Origin of the sequence: Trichocoleus desertorum AS-A10, assembly GCF_039962155.1 — a bacterium.
Classification (GTDB): domain Bacteria; phylum Cyanobacteriota; class Cyanobacteriia; order FACHB-46; family FACHB-46; genus Trichocoleus.
The window spans coordinates 1-16,760 of the sequence record NZ_JAMPKN010000058.1 but is presented as its reverse complement, the minus strand read 5'-3'; the positions used below and the strand labels follow the sequence as shown (position 1 = coordinate 16,760).

General features: G+C 49.8%; 28 protein-coding genes. 11 read left to right on the top strand and 17 right to left on the bottom strand.

The window, feature by feature from the left end; genetic code table 11:
• Positions 1-225 (top strand): hypothetical protein (locus NDA01_RS28245; RefSeq protein WP_431193553.1); only part of this gene is annotated, 225 nt, incomplete at its 5' end.
• Positions 226-403: 178 nt separating this feature from the next.
• On the opposite strand, the gene NDA01_RS28240 is transcribed toward NDA01_RS28245, so the two are convergent.
• Positions 404-2,806: an NACHT domain-containing protein gene (locus NDA01_RS28240; RefSeq protein ID WP_348230645.1), complete on the bottom strand. Its 2,403-nt coding sequence runs from the start codon at positions 2,804-2,806 to the stop codon at positions 404-406.
• 149 nt (positions 2,807-2,955) lie between these two features.
• Between NDA01_RS28240 and NDA01_RS28235 the strand changes: the two genes are divergently transcribed.
• Complete coding sequence (locus NDA01_RS28235) at positions 2,956-3,204, top strand: hypothetical protein (protein ID WP_348230644.1); 249 nt, start codon at positions 2,956-2,958, stop codon at positions 3,202-3,204.
• Between the two features lie 323 nt (positions 3,205-3,527).
• Positions 3,528-4,445 (top strand): hypothetical protein, encoded by a 918-nt coding sequence (locus NDA01_RS28230; protein ID WP_348230643.1) that lies wholly within the window; start codon positions 3,528-3,530, stop codon positions 4,443-4,445.
• 336 nt (positions 4,446-4,781) lie between these two features.
• Here the strand turns inward: NDA01_RS28230 and NDA01_RS28225 are convergent, their stop codons facing one another.
• Positions 4,782-4,958, bottom strand: a complete 177-nt coding sequence (locus NDA01_RS28225; RefSeq protein WP_348230642.1) for a hypothetical protein — start codon at positions 4,956-4,958, stop codon at positions 4,782-4,784.
• A 98-nt stretch (positions 4,959-5,056) separates the two neighbouring features.
• Between NDA01_RS28225 and NDA01_RS28220 the strand changes: the two genes are divergently transcribed.
• Positions 5,057-5,458: a hypothetical protein gene (locus NDA01_RS28220; RefSeq protein ID WP_348230641.1), complete on the top strand. Its 402-nt coding sequence runs from the start codon at positions 5,057-5,059 to the stop codon at positions 5,456-5,458.
• A 57-nt stretch (positions 5,459-5,515) separates the two neighbouring features.
• On the opposite strand, the gene NDA01_RS28215 is transcribed toward NDA01_RS28220, so the two are convergent.
• The 14 genes from NDA01_RS28215 to NDA01_RS28150 form a co-directional block, all read right to left on the bottom strand.
• A complete protein-coding gene (locus tag NDA01_RS28215; protein ID WP_348230640.1) occupies positions 5,516-5,929 on the bottom strand; it encodes a hypothetical protein in 414 nt (137 codons plus the stop codon).
• A 65-nt stretch (positions 5,930-5,994) separates the two neighbouring features.
• Positions 5,995-6,384, bottom strand: a complete 390-nt coding sequence (locus tag NDA01_RS28210; protein WP_348230639.1) for a hypothetical protein — start codon at positions 6,382-6,384, stop codon at positions 5,995-5,997.
• Positions 6,350-6,712 (bottom strand): hypothetical protein, encoded by a 363-nt coding sequence (locus NDA01_RS28205; protein WP_348230638.1) that lies wholly within the window; start codon positions 6,710-6,712, stop codon positions 6,350-6,352. The genes NDA01_RS28210 and NDA01_RS28205 overlap by 35 nt, the downstream gene beginning before the upstream one ends.
• 93 nt (positions 6,713-6,805) lie before the next feature.
• On the bottom strand, positions 6,806-8,089 hold the full coding sequence (locus NDA01_RS28200) for an SGNH/GDSL hydrolase family protein (RefSeq protein WP_348230637.1): 1,284 nt from the start codon (positions 8,087-8,089) through the stop codon (positions 6,806-6,808).
• Between the two features lie 44 nt (positions 8,090-8,133).
• The gene (locus NDA01_RS28195) at positions 8,134-8,403 is read right to left on the bottom strand and encodes a hypothetical protein (RefSeq protein ID WP_348230636.1); all 270 of its coding nucleotides are present in this window, start codon (positions 8,401-8,403) and stop codon (positions 8,134-8,136) included.
• Between the two features lie 35 nt (positions 8,404-8,438).
• Complete coding sequence (locus tag NDA01_RS28190; RefSeq protein WP_348230635.1) at positions 8,439-8,834, bottom strand: hypothetical protein; 396 nt, start codon at positions 8,832-8,834, stop codon at positions 8,439-8,441.
• Complete coding sequence (locus NDA01_RS28185; protein ID WP_348230634.1) at positions 8,831-9,181, bottom strand: hypothetical protein; 351 nt, start codon at positions 9,179-9,181, stop codon at positions 8,831-8,833. Before NDA01_RS28185 ends, NDA01_RS28190 begins: the two co-directional genes overlap by 4 nt.
• Entirely contained in the window at positions 9,181-9,381 is a 201-nt protein-coding gene (locus tag NDA01_RS28180) for a hypothetical protein (RefSeq protein WP_348230633.1), read from the bottom strand. The genes NDA01_RS28185 and NDA01_RS28180 overlap by 1 nt, the downstream gene beginning before the upstream one ends.
• A gap of 11 nt (positions 9,382-9,392) precedes the next feature.
• Positions 9,393-10,319, bottom strand: coding sequence for a major capsid protein (locus tag NDA01_RS28175; protein WP_431193552.1), 927 nt, complete (start codon positions 10,317-10,319; stop codon positions 9,393-9,395).
• Between the two features lie 196 nt (positions 10,320-10,515).
• On the bottom strand, positions 10,516-11,457 hold the full coding sequence (locus NDA01_RS28170) for an NUMOD3 domain-containing DNA-binding protein (protein WP_348230632.1): 942 nt from the start codon (positions 11,455-11,457) through the stop codon (positions 10,516-10,518).
• Between the two features lie 280 nt (positions 11,458-11,737).
• On the bottom strand, positions 11,738-12,103 hold the full coding sequence (locus NDA01_RS28165) for a hypothetical protein (protein WP_348230631.1): 366 nt from the start codon (positions 12,101-12,103) through the stop codon (positions 11,738-11,740).
• On the bottom strand, positions 12,100-12,231 hold the full coding sequence (locus tag NDA01_RS28160) for a hypothetical protein (protein ID WP_348230630.1): 132 nt from the start codon (positions 12,229-12,231) through the stop codon (positions 12,100-12,102). Before NDA01_RS28160 ends, NDA01_RS28165 begins: the two co-directional genes overlap by 4 nt.
• A gap of 3 nt (positions 12,232-12,234) precedes the next feature.
• Complete coding sequence (locus tag NDA01_RS28155; RefSeq protein WP_348230629.1) at positions 12,235-12,567, bottom strand: hypothetical protein; 333 nt, start codon at positions 12,565-12,567, stop codon at positions 12,235-12,237.
• A 559-nt stretch (positions 12,568-13,126) separates the two neighbouring features.
• Positions 13,127-13,510 (bottom strand): hypothetical protein, encoded by a 384-nt coding sequence (locus NDA01_RS28150; protein ID WP_348230628.1) that lies wholly within the window; start codon positions 13,508-13,510, stop codon positions 13,127-13,129.
• Positions 13,511-13,751: 241 nt separating this feature from the next.
• On the opposite strand from NDA01_RS28150, the gene NDA01_RS28145 reads away from it, so the two are divergent.
• Complete coding sequence (locus NDA01_RS28145) at positions 13,752-13,979, top strand: hypothetical protein (RefSeq protein WP_348230627.1); 228 nt, start codon at positions 13,752-13,754, stop codon at positions 13,977-13,979.
• 47 nt (positions 13,980-14,026) lie between these two features.
• Here NDA01_RS28145 and NDA01_RS28140 read toward each other — a convergent pair whose 3' ends face one another.
• Positions 14,027-14,245, bottom strand: coding sequence for a hypothetical protein (locus NDA01_RS28140; protein ID WP_348230626.1), 219 nt, complete (start codon positions 14,243-14,245; stop codon positions 14,027-14,029).
• Here NDA01_RS28140 and NDA01_RS28135 point away from each other — a divergent pair.
• The 6 genes from NDA01_RS28135 to NDA01_RS28110 form a co-directional block, all read left to right on the top strand.
• Positions 14,244-15,116 carry a hypothetical protein gene (locus NDA01_RS28135; RefSeq protein ID WP_348230625.1) on the top strand — a complete coding sequence of 291 codons (873 nt, stop codon included), beginning with the start codon at positions 14,244-14,246 and terminating at the stop codon, positions 15,114-15,116. The two genes, NDA01_RS28140 and NDA01_RS28135, sit on opposite strands and share 2 nt — an antisense overlap.
• Before the next feature lie 3 nt (positions 15,117-15,119).
• Positions 15,120-15,428: a hypothetical protein gene (locus NDA01_RS28130; protein ID WP_348230624.1), complete on the top strand. Its 309-nt coding sequence runs from the start codon at positions 15,120-15,122 to the stop codon at positions 15,426-15,428.
• Positions 15,421-15,756 carry a hypothetical protein gene (locus NDA01_RS28125; protein WP_348230623.1) on the top strand — a complete coding sequence of 112 codons (336 nt, stop codon included), beginning with the start codon at positions 15,421-15,423 and terminating at the stop codon, positions 15,754-15,756. Before NDA01_RS28130 ends, NDA01_RS28125 begins: the two co-directional genes overlap by 8 nt.
• Entirely contained in the window at positions 15,753-16,067 is a 315-nt protein-coding gene (locus NDA01_RS28120; RefSeq protein ID WP_348230622.1) for a hypothetical protein, read from the top strand. The genes NDA01_RS28125 and NDA01_RS28120 overlap by 4 nt, the downstream gene beginning before the upstream one ends.
• Complete coding sequence (locus NDA01_RS28115) at positions 16,067-16,363, top strand: hypothetical protein (protein WP_348230621.1); 297 nt, start codon at positions 16,067-16,069, stop codon at positions 16,361-16,363. Before NDA01_RS28120 ends, NDA01_RS28115 begins: the two co-directional genes overlap by 1 nt.
• Positions 16,351-16,760, top strand: a 410-nt coding sequence (locus tag NDA01_RS28110) for a hypothetical protein (protein ID WP_431193551.1), incomplete at its 3' end; no start/stop codon positions are given. The genes NDA01_RS28115 and NDA01_RS28110, both read left to right, overlap by 13 nt.

The following is a 16,760-nucleotide window of genomic DNA, read 5'->3' as shown; positions in this document are numbered from 1 at the left end:
CAACTTTTGAATTGGCCCCTTTTGACTCAAACCCTACCTACACGGGATCAAGGCCCAAAAAGCCCAATTCAAACCAATTCAAAAATCCGATCACCCCCTCTACCAAGCATCCCAGCACCTAGCCCACTCACGAAAACCACCCCAACCAGCACTAACAACGGCACTTCAAGGGATCTTCATGGGGCACGATTGGGCACCTTAGAGGTAAGGCGATCGCACGACTAAGGGGGGCAAAGACTTGGTAGCGCGATCGCCCCTTGTCATATTCAGAATCAGAAATTTTCTGAATATCGAAGTTTGCTCAATTAAGAATCACAGCAGCGATCGCTCCTTCTGCTTTTCCAAAATTCGGAAAACTGACCGAAGCATCGAATTAGCGTGCGATCGCGCCAGTTGCCCAGAATTACTCCTCATTTCTCATCCCTTGCTGACTCACTGGCGAAAGCAAGGTTGCCTCAATCTCCTCCCGCACCTCCCAACTGATGTAGCAATCGCTGTTAAGGCAATCCACTAGGAGAAGATTTGCGTCGTAGTACCGTTGGAGCAAATTCTTTTGGTTATTACTAAATTGCCAATCATGACCAATATTGCGGTACTTGACCATCACAGTTCTTAGTTGTTCAGTCCAGTCTTGACCGTTGGCTTTCCACCACTGCTGCAAAGCAGCCCAATCTTCACAGTTTGGTAGCTGCTCTTGAAGCTGCTGGAGCATCAGCTGTAATTCGCGATCGAGGGTACAGGCGCGGTCGAGGTCGAGGTCGGGGTGGCGGGCGAGGGCGATGGCGAGGTCGGGATTGCGGGCGAGGATGCGGGCGAGGGCGAGGGTGTGGTCGAGGGTGCGGTCGAGGTCGAGGTCGAGGTCGAGGTCGAGGGTGCGGTCGAGGGTGCGGTCGAGGGTGCGGTCGAGGGTGCGGTCGAGGGTGCGGTCGAGGGTGCGGGCGCGGTCGTAGGTGAGGGTGACGGTGCGGGCGCGGTCGCGGGCGCGGGCGCGGGTGCGGGCGCGGGTGCGGCGGGGGAAATTGTGGGCTTGAGAAAAGTAGAAGGCGCGGATAGCAGCGGGTTTGTAGGGGGTATCCACTGACTGGGATTTTTGATGCACCCAGTGAAGAAAATCTTGTAGGTGGGGATCAGTTGCCAGGAGGGAGTCAATCTGCCGTTTCATCAACTGTGCTAGCTCGTCAGCACATCGCAGCATTCCTGCCGTCAGCAGAAATACCTCCCGCCAGCGTTTATCAGTGACGTACTTGACCAGAATCTTTAACTGATTGGTCTCTTTAATTTCACGGGCTACAAAGTATTCGTGAAACGTCAGATGGGAGAAGGAGTACACATCAACAGCACGCTCAGTCAAAAGCCCATGCTGCGCTTCGATGGAGCGCAAAACCTTCTTGCTATCCACCTCTAAAGCATCTGGATTGGCTTGCGAATCCGGCAGGTTACGAATGTATATTTGGATTTGCTCCTCAGCTTCCCGACGCTTAAAGAAATAGTTGCCAGTTTCAAACGTTGCCAGTGCTAGCTTGCTTAGCAAATCTTCCTTCCGGCGAATCGAGAGTTCTTTGTAAATCTGGTCTCGCTCAATTTCACGTTTGTTGTCCCACCTTTCAAGCAGCAACTCCAGTCCTTCCTCGTACAGCTCTGAGCGATTGGCCTTGAACTTCCCTTTCTCCTCAAAGATCAAGCACAGCAACGTAAGTAGCAGGGGATTATTTGCCAGTTCCTTAGTCGGTTGATTTTCTTCTAAACGCTGTAGAAACTTCGCTGCTCTTTCTGGCTTTTTGGATTGAAACCATTTCTGCACAAAAGTCCTGACCTGGGGTTCATCAAAATCAGCAACCTCGACTTCGGTAAACTGCTCAAACGTGTAAGATTTGGCTGCAATCCGGCAGGTAACAATGATCTGGCTTGTGTGAAACCGCTCTGCAAATCCCCGAATTTGCCGAATCACTCGGCTACTATCTTGTCCTTGAACCTCATCTAAGCCATCCAGCAAAACCAATACTCTTCCGGCTTCGAGTGCATCCCTTAACGAGCTAATGCTTTGGTCTGATACTAGTTGCTCCAAGCACTCCAGTAAGCTTGGCTGCCCTCCAGACTCTGCGAACTCCTTCAAGGTGACGAAGAAAGGGACTTGAGTTGCAAAATCAGTGCCTTCAATACATTGGATCGCCAGATACTTGAGAAACGTTGTTTTTCCAGCCCCTGGCCTCCCAAGAACCATCAATCGATTATGCCGTCGAACTGCTTCTAGACCAGGTACCCGCTTTTCGGTTACTCGCCCCAATCCAAAACGGTCAAAATCCTTCGAGTTTTGAATCAGGCACGCTTCTAGCAGTTCTGTGACCTCCAATCGTCGATTCGCAGTTAGTTTTTCCAGGATGTTGACATCGGTATAGATTTCTCCCAGGCCGATCGGTTGTTCCATATTCAGCACTCGCATGGTGCTACACCGTTGTTGAATCAGGGAGTGCAGTACCTGGCGGAGGCTCTGAACTTGCTGATCAATATTCTGGTGTTGAACTTGCTTGATTGCGGCTGGGTCACTCTGCTGAAGCGCTCGATTCAAAAATGCCCAGAGTCGATAAGACTTTCCCCTTCCTTGCCCCGCAATGCTGAACTTTTTGTACACCCCGGTCATCCGACTGCGGAAAGTACTGTCGGCAATCTTGAGCAATTGAGCAACTGCAACATCGCTTTCCTTTTCCTCATCTCTGCTATATCGCTCCACAAAAACTTCTTCCTGCTCAGGGGACAAGCTATACTTGCGAGCCATTTCAGTCAGAAAGTCACGAGGTAAGGGTTGCATCGGTTACATTTCAAACTTCCACAGCTAGTCTAATCGCAGCGCTGTAGAAAAGTCAGGCTAAGTCTGCCAAGTCAGGCTAAGTCCGATCGCAAGCTCTCAAACCCGCTTGAGATAGTGAATTCAAGCAATTTAGTTAAGAGGTTTGAGTCATGTCTCAACGCAAGCAGTGCCGCCCCTTCAGCAAGAATGATATGCTTTCCTTCGTCGTCATAGGTCTGGGGTCCGGTTTATTTGCCCTGGCCTGTGTTGATAAGGATATTCGCCACACTTTTGCTGACCTCGCCAAAGTGGGAGTTGGAAGCTACATTACCCTCACCCTGTCCTTTAAGAGCGATCGCAAGGGAACCCGCCAGACGAGAGAGCCCTTGGACCGCATCTCAAACAAACGGCTCCGTTGAAGATGCTCTGAGCTGATAGAACCGCTGCCTTTTAGGAGCCAAAATTGCGATCGCTCCAGCAACGATTCTCTCAGCCACAACAACAGCAAAAAGAGCCTTCAGTAAGGTATGTGGGCACTTTATAGGTAAGGCGATCGCTCTACTGAGAGGGCTTAATCAGTGGGGCGATCGCCCCTCTTACTTTCTTCTGAGCGGTCGCTAATCGAGAGAATTTAAGTGAAGCAGAATTAGGTTTTTAGTGGGAAGCTATGGCAGGTAAACTATTGAGGCTGATAGTTTCCTGGCAGGAGCAATCGTTCAAGATTAACTGGAGAAAGCGAGTTATGACGAAAGATCCCACTGGAAGTCCTGACCAAGCCATGAGCGATCCCAACGCGCCTAGCTCGAAAGATCCCACTGGAAGTCCTGACCAAGCCATGAGCGATCCCAACGCGCCTAGCTCAACCACCGCTTCTCCTTCTACTGAGCCTCCAGGCTCACATGAGTCCCATGATTTCGACCTCTCAACGGAAGTAGATGAAGTTGAGTTACAAAGGCTTTTGTCACTGTTTGCAGAACGTAGGCGTAGTGACTATGCCAGAATGGCAAACCTATCAGCTCGCCTTGAAGAGGGCGATAGACACCGTGATTGGGATGAGAGAGATGCCGCTGAATTAGGTGCATTAATTACACAGTATGAAACTCTCCGAGAGGAGAGCTTGCAAACTCTCAATAACCGAACTCAAATTACACTATTAGGCTTAACAGCAATCGCTGCACTGGTTGCTGGTTCTCTCACTATTGAAAAGCCAGAAGAAAGCAGAACCATAATCTATGCTGTCTTCTCCGGTGCAATTCCATTGATTTGTATCTTCATACTATTGTCTTGGGCTGGAGAAGCTATGCGGGCTCATCGAGTGGGCTACTTCTTGGCAGCAGATGTAGAGGCTCGTATTAATAAAAAGCTTGGGCGGTTTGTGATGAACTGGGAGACTGCTCTCTGGACAGGACAATTACCCCGCGATGAAATGTTTGGGCCATCAATGGTGTCATTCTTTGTGATCGGCATACTTTCAGTTGCTGCACCTTGGTTTGGCATAAATTTGATTGGAATCAAAAACACAGCAGTAATTGAGCAAGTCTTGGCAGTACTGATTCCTTACTCATTCCTTGCGGCAACAGCACTCTATCTAGTTAAGAATATGGATCGGCTAAGAAATATTCCAGTCATTCAATCGGTCTTTTTGCGATATAGGAAATAATCTAGTCATTCAACCGGTCTTCTTGGCTGGAACAGCCTGATCTCAACCAGAAGCCGAAGCTACGAAACTTAAATGCTTCACCCACTTTACCCCTCTTTACTTCCCTAAAGCGATCGCTGAGTTCATAATTTAAGAAGCCAAATCAACAACATTTAGCCTCCAGATTCAGTCGAACCGGAGGCTTTTTTATGGCTAGATTTTCTTAAAGTAGGACTTCAATTAAGAAATAATTTATCTTCGAGCTTAAACCCTCAAACTTTTATGGGCAAAGGCCTAGAGGTGAATTAGTTTTAAGCCACTATTCTTCTAAATACTAAGAGTTTCAATGACCTATCATCAAGCCGCGATCCCCCCTGATAGAGCAGCGACAGCGAGAGAAGTAGAACTAGCAGTGATGCCGCCTGAGCCAGTTGTAACGGTTACGTTGACGGGTTCGGTGCGATCGCCTAAAGGCAGCAAAGCAACAAATACTTTGATTTTGTCGCCAGCGCCCGTCTGAAATTTCTTGGGCATATATGGAAGTGCTCCAGATCTGGATATTGATCGGAGCGATAGTTCCTACATTGGTAGGAATGCTGAGGCGATTCTTACAAGGACAACGAGGACAAACTATGGCTAACGCCGTTTTCCTATCCCAAGCTCTTGATGGCCTGACCGCTAGCGTTTCTCAGCTCGGCAATGTGATTCGTCAACGAGATCTCGCGATCGCCAACCAAAACGAAAAACTAGTCGAAAAAGACCAGTACATTGCACGCCTAGAAGCTGATCTAGAAGCTGCCGAAGCACTAATTCAGGAGAAGGATACTCAGTTGATTGAAGGCTCTGATGCTGCTCTCACGGAGTTAGCACAGAAGATTGACAAGTTGAATGATGCGATCGCTCAACTGTCCGCTCCCGTTGCATCTCAACTCGTAGAGCAACCTGTTGAAGCATCTCCTGAAGTGGAACCTGCACCTGAGGCAGAACCCGCAGAAGTAGAAGCTGAAGTTGAGGAAGTTGCGATCGCTGAATAGAATCAGCCCAACCTGACCTAAAGCAAAGCCCCCAACTGGGGGCTTATTTTTTGCTCTTTAAGCAAGTCGATCTTCCCAATCTTCACTATCAGGAATACGGACTGAATATTGCTCCTTTACCCCACGCTGTTCTGCCACTGGTAGGGCAAACGATCTCACCCCAGAAAAATAGCGCTCAATCCGTGACACAGCAGCCTCTAAAGTGTGTGGCCCAGTATCGCGCTGCAACAAATAGATCTGCCAGTTCTTGTTGAATCGTGTGCCGTCGAAGGTGCTGCCGTTGGTGTTGCGGCTGGTAGGACTGCGGCGAATGATGCACTCTAGTCCGTTCGCCTTCCAATCGGTTGGGACGTTGCCCCCGGTGTCGAGCACATAGATGGCAGGTGTTGTTGTGTTGTTTGGGAGCTTGTAGGTTCCCAGTTCAGCCACCAATAAGGTTTCTAGTTCTTCTCTTAATTCATTGATATTCACGACAGCAGGGAAGGCTTGAGGATGTTTCAGCGTTCCCTTATGGCGTTTCCCCAATTGGGGAAAAGTTAGAGGCGATCGCGCAGCTCCTCACTCATTACCTGAGTTAGGTCGATTTCTTGCAACGCAGTCTCCGTCCACGGCCTTGATGGTTTGAGAATGCCATTCTCCACGATGCCGTTATGTACCTCTAAGGCATGCGGGGCGGTCCACTCGATCACAGCGGTATTATCGTCGAGATATTCGGGCTCCTGTTGGCTATCGCGTAGTTCACCTGTATCAACGATGGATCTCGGCGAATTCACAATCTCGCCGTTCTGTCGATGAGTTGTTCTAGGCCAGTCCCACTTATCCGAAGTGATTTCTACTTGGCACTGCTCCGCATAGGCATCTACCGTCGCTTCAAAGCTTTCAGCGATCGCCTCATTCAGCTTGCCCAAGTTCAGTTTGATTCCCATTTATTCCTAAAATCCTCGCGATTAGATTGAGTTGATACTGTGCTTGGTCGGGGGATTCTAGTCCGATGTTGACAACGTCCCTCAGCAGCTTGTAGGTTTCACTGTCAAAGACATGCTCAACTTCATTGCCCACAATCGTGAGGTTCCCACTCTCTCGAACCATAGGGATAGATAGCAACTCCTTGAGGCCAGCGATCGCCCGTAATAAGGCAAGCGCAAGTGATTCCACCTCAGGCACTCCTTCAGGAAAAATCTTAAGAGTGCCACGCTGCTCTAGTTGGTCTTGTAGTTGATCAATAAGTTGCTGCTGCCTGTTGATGATGCTCATGCTTTTGTCTGCATAGGGTCTAAACAAATATGCCCTAAACCCCTAGCAGGAAGACAATTGAGTTAAATCCGTATTTGTCTAGGAGCGATCGCGCTAAACAGCTAAAACCGCATCTTTTGCGATCGCAGCAACAATTCCATAACCCGTGTTATTCAAATGAACTAAATCAGCAAAGTAATATGTGGCATTGGCTTCATCTCCTGCATCTCCTATTCTTGTGTCTGCCGCAACATCAGCTAGTGCGTCAGCGTAAGCAATCCCTGGTGCAGGTAGTAAGACATTTGTGGAGCCAGAGGCAACATTAAAATCAGCCCTCAAGCTTGAATTAAGTGCCTGCCTTGCGGCTTCGTAGCCCGCTGGCGTACCTGCCGAGCTTCGAGGTAAAACAGTCAACACTACAACTTTAAAACCTGCTGCTTTCCGGGCTTGGCAGTAAGCCTTGAGGTTGCTGAAAGCGGTCGCTGCGGATGCTCCAAAAAACAAATCGTTTGTAGCCTCCCACGCAACAACAACATCTTTTGTTAATTCCGCTCTCTTCAGAGAATCGACTTGAACTGCTGCGTCAGCGGTCATGTTTGGCGTGATTTGTCCGTCCACCCCAAAATTGAAACCATGCCATTCAGATCCTAGGGAGCTTAGGCATTGACCGGGAAAATTTGTGTCGGCATTGGTAGCCCTAAATCCTCTCACTAAACTGTTGCCATCAAACAGCACTCTCTTGAGAGTAGGCAAGGAGTAGGCAGGATTGCTTTGAGCAACCTTTGCATCTAGGTAGGCTTTAACTTCTGCGATCGCAACCGGGCGATTATAAATTAGGACTGCTTTCACGTAACCTCTGAAGCTGAAATCTGCCCCAGAGTTGAACATATTTGTGAGTGTGTGACTTCCCGCCGATAGCGCTGACCTTGACGCTGACAAATTACCCACATAGAAATCTAGGGATGTAGCACTAGAGGAGACGCCGTATAACTGATAGCCGCTCGAAACGGTTAACCCACTATCAACAAATGCTGCCCCATCGTATAGCTGAAATTTGCCGCCGTTGAACTGAGTTTGAAAAGCAATCGATCCGGTTGTTAGCAAGATTTGCTGAACTCCGGGAGCCGTCGCTTTAACTACCAGGAAGATCGAGAACGAACGGCGATCGATAGGAACTGAAATACTCCACCCAGAGTTCAGCCCCTCCGAGAAGAACGCATCACCAAGGTTTTTGGGCTGATCCGCTACTGTTGCCTGAACTGCATTGCTAGAACCTGCCAGAGTATTCCATTGCGGAACCTTACCTGTCACAGGGCTAACAGTTCTAGAAGAATTGGGAACATCAAAGTAGCCTACTAAACCCGTTTGCGCAGGCTGAACAATTCCACTTCCTCCCAAGCCCCTTGCTCGACGGGAATTTAGCCTAATCCCTAACGTAAACATTAGGCGTTATAGGCAACGAGATCGCCGCCCGACGCGATTGCGATAGAAGTAAAAACTCCAGGCAGTACGTCCCCAGCTAGCAGGACAGCACCAGCTAGGTTGGTGATATTGCTTGTGGCAGCACTGATTGTGGTGTCCTTAAGAGCTTTGATTGCGCCAAAGTTGCCTGTTACGGCTGCGGTAGTCGTGATGCGGGTTCCGCCTCTGCGTCCCAGCGATCGCTCCGAGTTGTGCTCAATAGTTCTGAGTATGGCGTTGTTGGTGTTCATGATATGCCTGAAATAAAAGGTTGTAGTTCGCGGACTCAGAACATGAACCAACCAGCAATTTTGGTTCCAGTCGTGGCCTCTAAAATTGCGCCAATCCCACTTGAGCCAAAGTCGGCATTTACCTCATTTAGAAGGAAAAAGCCTGACTCTCTCCCCAGCGTTGCTGGAGCTTTTGCCCCAGTCTTGACCTCTGGAGGTAATTGCATGGGGCTGACAGCGTAGCCCTCGTAATAGGTTGATTTGTCGTCTAAACCTGGTAATGGACGAATTCGAGAAGCCGACTGTAGGTTCAGCTTTTTGAGATAGACCACAACTTCCAAGGGGGCAGTCGCAACTACGACGTTGCCCACGTCATCGGTTGTGGCAGTACCTCCAGCAGGGATTTGGAAGGTAATAGTAGCGTTGGCGATCGCCGCAAACGGTGAAGTCATCTCACTAACCTCACGCCATTTCCTCGGACCAGACTGCTAAGCAACAAAGCATTTGCAATTTGCCGCCTGGTTCTTGCCATACCTGACTTGTAGCCCTGTGTTTGTCCCCCCGGTGCCCACTCAAGAACGTCTGCCTTGATCAAGCCAGCACTAGAGGCTCCCTGATCTAAGGCGGATTCTTGAGCCTCGTGCTTGTCGAGGTAGCCTTCAATTCTCGATACCGCATCTTCGCCACCATGAACTTCAGCATGATTCAGAGCATCCTGAACACGCTGAACGTAATAGACAGTGACCGGAAGCTCCAGGGCTCCCATGACGCGATCGCGAGTGGTTGAGGCAAATGGCATTAGCTTGCTTTCCGTGCGGCGGGCTTGGGTGTTGGCTCGGTGGGAGCGGGTGAAGTAGGCGGAACTTCAGAGGTAGAAGTTTCGGGAGTTGGAGGTGGAACCTCGGAAGTGGGGGCGATCGCCTGCTCTGCTGCGGCTTGCTCTTTTTGAGCTTGCTCAGCAGCTAGACGACGCATCCGATTAAATGCAGTGATTGACATTACTTGACCTCCTACCCGTTGCTGGTGAGCGCAACGATTTTGCAATTCTTTTCGGAATAAACCCGCTCCCAATTGGTACCGACAGCAAGTTCAGTATTAGTGGGTGAGGTGCCAGAAGCAGTGCCTTTCCACTTCACGCCAACGGGATGGAGGATAAACTCACGACGGTTCACCAGATAGTCGTCACCCTGGAGGGAATCACGATCGGTCTCAACAGGAACGTTGGGGTTACCTTCGCCAAAGGCTAGGGAGCCAGTGCCGAACAAGTAGGAGGTGTACTTATAGCCAGAGGTAGAGCCCGCTACACGAGGCATGCCATCATCCACAATCACCGTGCGGCCTAGATAGGTGCTGATTCGCTGACCTTGCTCAGAGAACTGCACAAACTCAATCAAGTTTTGCTTGAGCAGGGAGTTATACAAGCGGCTGTGCATGGCGATCGCTTCAAGCGCCCCAATCTCGTCGCCCAACTTGTCAAAGGCATCAATCGTGGTTTCGGCGGTGATTTTGTTGGTATCAGTTGCCGCATTACCATCTTCGATCGCGATGTTGTGGACGTGAGTTGTAGACATGGTTGCTGCTGCAAACACACCTTTCAGGGTTGAAATCAGCATCTTTTGCATGTCACGCACCCACCAACCACCAACTAGGTCAGCGATCGCCGCCATCGGGTCAGTTCCAGACAATGCTTGAGCCAAGTCGTTGCTGCCCCAAGCTTTACCGCGATAATGCTTGACTGCGATGTCCTTGCCAGTCGTAATCTTGTTGACGCTTAGAGGGTTGGTATCGCTGAGAATTTCGGAGTCGCCACTCAAGTCTTGAAAGAATGGCATGTTGATGGTGCTGCCACCGCCTTGAGCTAGGCTAGTGAGTTCGTCAGAGGTGCGGATGATGCCAGATTGGAACAAGGCGCTCTTCTCTCGAGAACGCTCCTGCATGAATGGGGTCCAAATTTCAGGGACCAGAATGTCTGCAATTCTTGTGGGTGCCATGTTGACCGTAGGGATAACTGTTTGCTGGGCTTCCCTCGGCATTACCAGCGGGAAGAAAGTGGCTCATTGAGCCCGAATATCTGCGCCAGAATTCCCACAAGAAAGCAGGGTCGAAACCCTGCTCGATGTTGTGTGGAGGTAGCTACTTGCCTTTAGTTTTTCGATATTTTTCCCAACGGCTTCTCAGAGCATTTGCTAGTTGCTGCTTGCCTTCTGGCAAGGCACAACGCTTTTGAGCAACTTCCTTCATCTTCTGCCTGGACTCTTCCGAGTGCTTGTGTCCACCCTTGTAATGGTCGGGATTATTCTCAACTCTCCGTTTGGCCGCCGCTCGCATCTTCTCGATCGTTTCTGGGGAAAATTTGCGTCCCTTCATCCTTTTGGATATTGCTTCCCTGGCTGCTGGGTCAGACCATCGTTTCTGTTGAGATTCCGCCATCCGAGCTTTGACTTCAGGCTCATTCATTCTCTGGCGTTGCTTCTCAGAGATCATTTTGCGATGTTCCGGGTTTTGCCACAGCTTTTTGAACTGCTGCGATCGCTGCTCTCTCAATGCAGGGTTCTTCTCATACATCCGGCGGGAGCTACGACTAATCTTCTCTTTATACTCTGGGCTTTGAAGAACCTTAAGCAAAGCTGTACGAACTCGCTCGCGAAAGTCGGGATCTTGCCACTGTTGCTGTAACTTCTGGATATGCAACTTTCTATTTAATGGATTCGCATGATATTTCTTCCATCGCTCTGACATTTTTGTCCTCAGCTCAGGAGATGGATTCAAACAGCCCTGACCTCCGTCTACCAAGTTCAAAAGCTCGTATCCACTAGCTCTATACTCAGCAATCAGTTTGATTTCGTCTTCATGATGAGTTGCATTTTCCTTGAGAGGCAAAATGTTGATGGTATAACCTTGCTCAAGCACCTTTCTGATCCATCTTGACTTTGGTGTTTGTCCATCTGACTGCGCTTCTAAGATGTGCTTTTGTAGCCTCACTTTTAACGGTCTGATGGTTTGGCCGATGTAGCGGATTTTGCCGTCTTTTGATGAGGTTAGACCATATACAGTGCAAGGTCTGACTTTAGCCACTTTGTTCTCCGTTTAGGTTTTAGCAATGTCTGATTGATGTGTCAGAAGGAGCGATCGCCCTATCAAAATCCGCAATTTGTGGAGTATGGAAGATTGAGGGATGGCTAGCGATCGCCCATCTCATTCAAATTCCGAAATTTTCGGATTATGGAGACTTGAAGATAGCGATCGCCCCCTGCTCAAAATCGGAAAATTTCCGATCTTCAAACCAAGAGCATCGATCGCCTCTCATTCAAATTCCGAACAGTTCGGATTTTGAGCTTTTCCCCAATTGGGGAAACTACAAGCCAACAAATTCAGCGCAATCTAAAGCAGCAATTTGCCTCACCATCTCAGCTCTGGCTTCAATCTTCGCGACAGAATATCGATTGCGGATTAGCTCCAGCTCAACCATTGCCTTGGCTTTAGCTGCAATCAGTTGGCCGAGGTTATAGAGTGCTCCCTGGTAGTCAGCATCACCGTGGAGCAGATCAAAGCGTGCTGCTTTGCGCTGAGGATCGTTCTTGAAGTCACCAAAGGCAATTTGAGAATCAACTCTGCCCTCTATTGCGGTGATCACTCGCTTGGTTTGGTTGATCTGAGCTTCCAGATCGTTGACGAGAGTTGAAGCTTGGGCAATGGCTTGGGGATATTCGTTAAGGTTCATGGTTGAATGCTTCCGTAGGGGAGTGTGTACCGGGGTAAGGTTGGCTGCGGTTCATCAATACCAGAGGCCAGCAAGACGACCAGTAAAACAAAGGCGATCGCGGCTTGGTATCGCTGTTCTAAGTTCATCAATTAAGAAGATTGATCGCGTAAGAGTACGGTTGAAGTGCCATCGAAGTCGCTGTAACGTAAGTGAACGCATTTCCTTGTTAGAGCGATCGCTGCATTTGTAGGGCAAGGCACGATCGCTTTTTCTTGAGCGGGGGAGTCATTCTTCGGAGCTGCTGGAAGGCTGTTAAAGTTCCAGGACAGCTGGGCATTATTTAATACAACTGATGAATTGTGAAGTGAAGATCTAGAGCGATCGCCCCTCTTGGTAGATGCAGGAGCGATCGTTTTTTTGTGGCTCTTAAGCAAGAGTGGCTGTTCTCTGAGGAGACTGTGGCGGTACTGATCCAAGTCCATAATCTTTCGGGGTAACGTGAGCAAGGAAAGTTATTTCCAACAGACAATGCGATCGCCCCTTCCGCATACAAAGGAGCGATCGTTTTTTTGGGACTAGCTAGAACGGGTGGCTATTCTCTTGAACTGCTGAGCGATCGCGCTGGGGTACTGATCTAATTGCATGACTTTGCTGATTGAATGAAAGAGCATTATTAAGAAGCAGTTGCGATCGCCCCTCCGGGTAGATGGAAGAGCGATCGTTTTTTTGAACCATTCTCCTGAGCAGCTATAGCGATCGCGTGAGGGTACGGTTGAAGTGCCATCGAAGTCGCTGTAATCTGAGAGCAGAAATTACTGATTTCTCTGTAAGTTTCTGTAAGTTAATGAAGTGCGATCGCCCCTCCGGGTAGATGGAGGTGCGATCGCTTTTTATTTAGAAGGGGTCGTTGTTTTGGGTGGCTGCGCCGATCGCGCTGGGGTACTGATCTAATTCCATAACTTTGCTGATTGAATGAAAGAGCCTCGTAAAGGCAAAAATGCGATCGCCCCTTCCGCACATAAAGGAGCGATCGTTTTTTATTTAGAAGGGGCAGCCGTCTTCAGGAGTCCAGGTTTCAGAAATCTTCCAGCACGAGTCGAAGTGGTTACGGATGATCCGGGTGATGAAGGCAAAGCGATCGTTGTTAGTGACCAGATCAACTAAGCGCTCATTACCTTGGCAGTCTTCGAGCTGGATAATTAACCGGATGGGCTGCTTGGTGATGGGGCGATCTTGATCCATCACTGAGAGGTAGGTGTAACCATCGGTGATGGTGAGGCTGTCGATCTTGGCAGGGGCGATCGAACGGACTTGCTCTTCTAAATAAGTTTCGAGTTCCAGTTGAGCTTGAACACGACCAGAGCCCCGCTCTTCTTCAGCAAAAACAGGCGCGATTGACTCGACGCGATCGGGTGCGTATACCATAGTGGTTAAGACCTTTTAATAGGTTGGCTTTAGAGAGGGCGTTGCTTACTTCTTGGCTGGAGGGGCAGCGCCTTCTCTACTTCCACTATAAATCAAGTGATGTCAGATTGATGCATAAACGTCATCACTTGTTCTGATGAGAAGCACCTAAAGCCATAAAATCAAGTGATGTCAATCTGATACACTTTGATGTCTGGTGTAGCTATACTGATGGTGTCGTCAGATAATAGCGAGGTAATAAATGGTTTGTACTTGGGAAATGAAGGGGCAAAGGTTTACTTTCACCATCGAGCCTGATTTGTATGAGCCTTTGAAGGCTCAGGCAAAAAAAGAGCGTAGGTCTATTGGCTCCTTGCTAAATTGGCTTGCTGCTAAATACCTTGAGGAACAGCAAGGTATAGAGATTGAACCCACCATTCAACACGGCGGCGATCGCAAGTCTGACGCAGCAAAAGAGGGCGAGGAGTGATGATTGCTCAAATAGGGCGTGAATCAAAAACTTCAGAAACTGCGCCTCTAGTTTCTGACTCGATACTCAACCCAATAACCCAATAACCCAAGCACCGAACAACCCTGCTCCAACCTCCTAAATTCCCCGCCTACTAACTTAGTTGGTTTTGTCTTGCAGGAAGTGAATGCATTTAGATTGAAAGCTTGAAGCGATCGCCGCCCCGTCGAAAGTTTGGCGATCGCCTCTGCACTCCACCTAAAACCCTTTAGCTCAGGTGAAGCCATGAATATCGTATCTGACTCCGTGTTAGTGGAGTCTAAATCCGCACGTAATAATCAGCTAGCGCAGGTATCCCATGACCGTGCGACTGAAGTACTGAACAAAACTAAAGCTGTGTTCTTTGCCTTGTGGCAAGGAGTAGGGCTTGCAACTACAGAGCAAGTAGCAGAGTTCTATGAGGTCTCTACAGAAAATACTCGTCAGCTCCTCAGAACTTATCGCGATGAGTTTGAAGCAGATGGACTGAAAACCTTAAAGGGTAAAGCTCTCAATGAAGTGCGTGATCTCTTATCACTCACTTCTAAAAGCGTGAATGCCACCATCTGGACTCCTCGCGCTGCTCTGCGTCTCGGCATGCTGCTGCGGGACTCTGAAATTGCTAAAGCGATCAGAACTTCTTTGTTGGATGCAGTAGAGCACATTATTCCGGCTCTTGCTCCCACTTCTGAACCCCCTGCTCTTCCTTCGCCGGATCGCTTCACTCTGCTCAAGGAAGCAGTTGAAATTGGCAACCAGCTCGGCGGCTTCGATGACCGTCAGAAGATGCTGCTCAAAGATCAGTTGATGAATCTGCTCATGCAGGAGCGGCTACTGCCTGAAAGTTCTGCCTTACTGACTGAGGTAGCAGAGCCAGAGCCAGCCAAACGATTAGAAGTACCGATCTCAGACCGCTGCCTCGACCTGGGCTACAACCCCAACACCAAGCAACTGCTCAGAATCGGTCAGGTTGCCGCTGTCTTCTATCGTGCTCGTCACGGTCGCCCTCCTCAGAAACGAGAGCAATTTGTCGGGGGCACCACTCGCATGGTCAATGTCTACACCGCTGACGACGTCAGTATTCTTGACTCCGCCATTCATTCTGTGATGGGGGACTGAGCCATGCAATTTAGACTGACTCGTCTGGGTGCTTGGGTCGAGTTCGGCTCTTGCCCCATCTGCGACGAATACTCTCGCCCTCAGCCGTTTAGCGTCATTGCCGCTCTCTACAGCGACTCTGGCACCTACTGGGGCGAAATCTGCTTCAACTGCTATAACCTCCCAGCTCAAGAGATCCAGCAGAAGCTTCAGCGTAAAGCCCAGTTTGAAGCCAAAATCGCCCAGGAAACCGCAGCCCTGGCTCAAGAGCCTGTCTGCAAGCCTGACCTGACTCAAGAGTTCCAACTATACCGGGAGCACAGCCATGACTAACGATGCCATCGAATTTCCCTACCGTGGTTGGCTCATCCGCGTCACCTGTGACAAAGGCGGCTGGAGTGCTCAGGCCAAGCATCCCAGAGGCAAGAACTTTGCCACCATCCAGAGTTCTTATGACTTTGCCGCTGATGCGATTCAGGCGGCTGTGCACTTCGTCACTCGGGCGAACCCTAGCCATGCCATGCAGCAACTGCTGATCGAGCTGCGAGACCACCAGCACTTGAATAACGACGAATACAAGCATCTGTACGTGTCCTTCGAGAAGGGCATGCAGCGCCTACTGCCCATCAAAACCAAGCCCTTGCAGGAGTATGAGCGATGATGAGCGCCACAACCTTGATTCAGCCTAAATACCTCCACTTCTACGGACTCGTTTACAAAGCCCACTACCTCTGCCCTGTGGTGGCTCAAGGTGGCTTCACTTTTGAAGTACTGACCTCAGAAGGCGAGTTCATGAGCAATGACATCTGCTACCCCTCGGTTGAGGCAGCAATAGAAGCAGGCAAGCGCTTCATGGACAACTGGCTCTCCAACCTCGTCATCGGCTTGATGTATGACGAACTCTACGACCAAGGTCACATTGACCAGAAAGAATACCGTCGTCTGAGTGACTCAATGGGGGAGGTGGCCTGATGCACCAAAACCAGAGATCAGCATCTCGCCTGCTCCGACTCCCCTCCGACCTACCCCTGCCCAAGTCTCAGTTTGGGCAGCAAGTGCAGTGGGGAGAGCAAGGCCCCAACTACGGCATCATTCGCGGCTTGCAATACTTCACCCCTCGCATGTCTGAGGCGATGTCCAATAGCCTCGACTGGGTGGGCTGGTCCTACCTGATCGAGGTAGACCCCAGCAGCCCGACGAGTAGCGGCATCGAAGACGTAAAGGAAGCAGACCTAGGACTGCGGGAGGCAAAGCCATGCATAGCCTAACCCTCCCCCCTGATTGGACTCTCCCTAAGTTCAGCTTCAATCAATCCGTCAGGCTCAAGCACAACGGGGAAGTTGGCACCATCGTGGGACTGCAATACGGTGGATCTACGATGGGCTGGTACTACGAGCTAGAGTTCCAGTCCGATAGCAAAGCCTGGGAGCCAGATTGTCTCGAATGTGCCCAGGAGTCAGACTTGGAAGCGGTCGAAATTGCTAGTTGCTCTTGTGACTTCGTCCCTGCTGCTCTGCCCCTGTCTCGCGATGCCCACATTCAGGCCGTGCTCTCTGGCATCTGTCGCACCCTGCACCAACCGCTAGAACCCGTCGAGTATTGCCAGCGCTGGGTGTTCCATCCCCTACACCTCCAAAACTACAAGCAAGCCTGTGATCAAGCCTT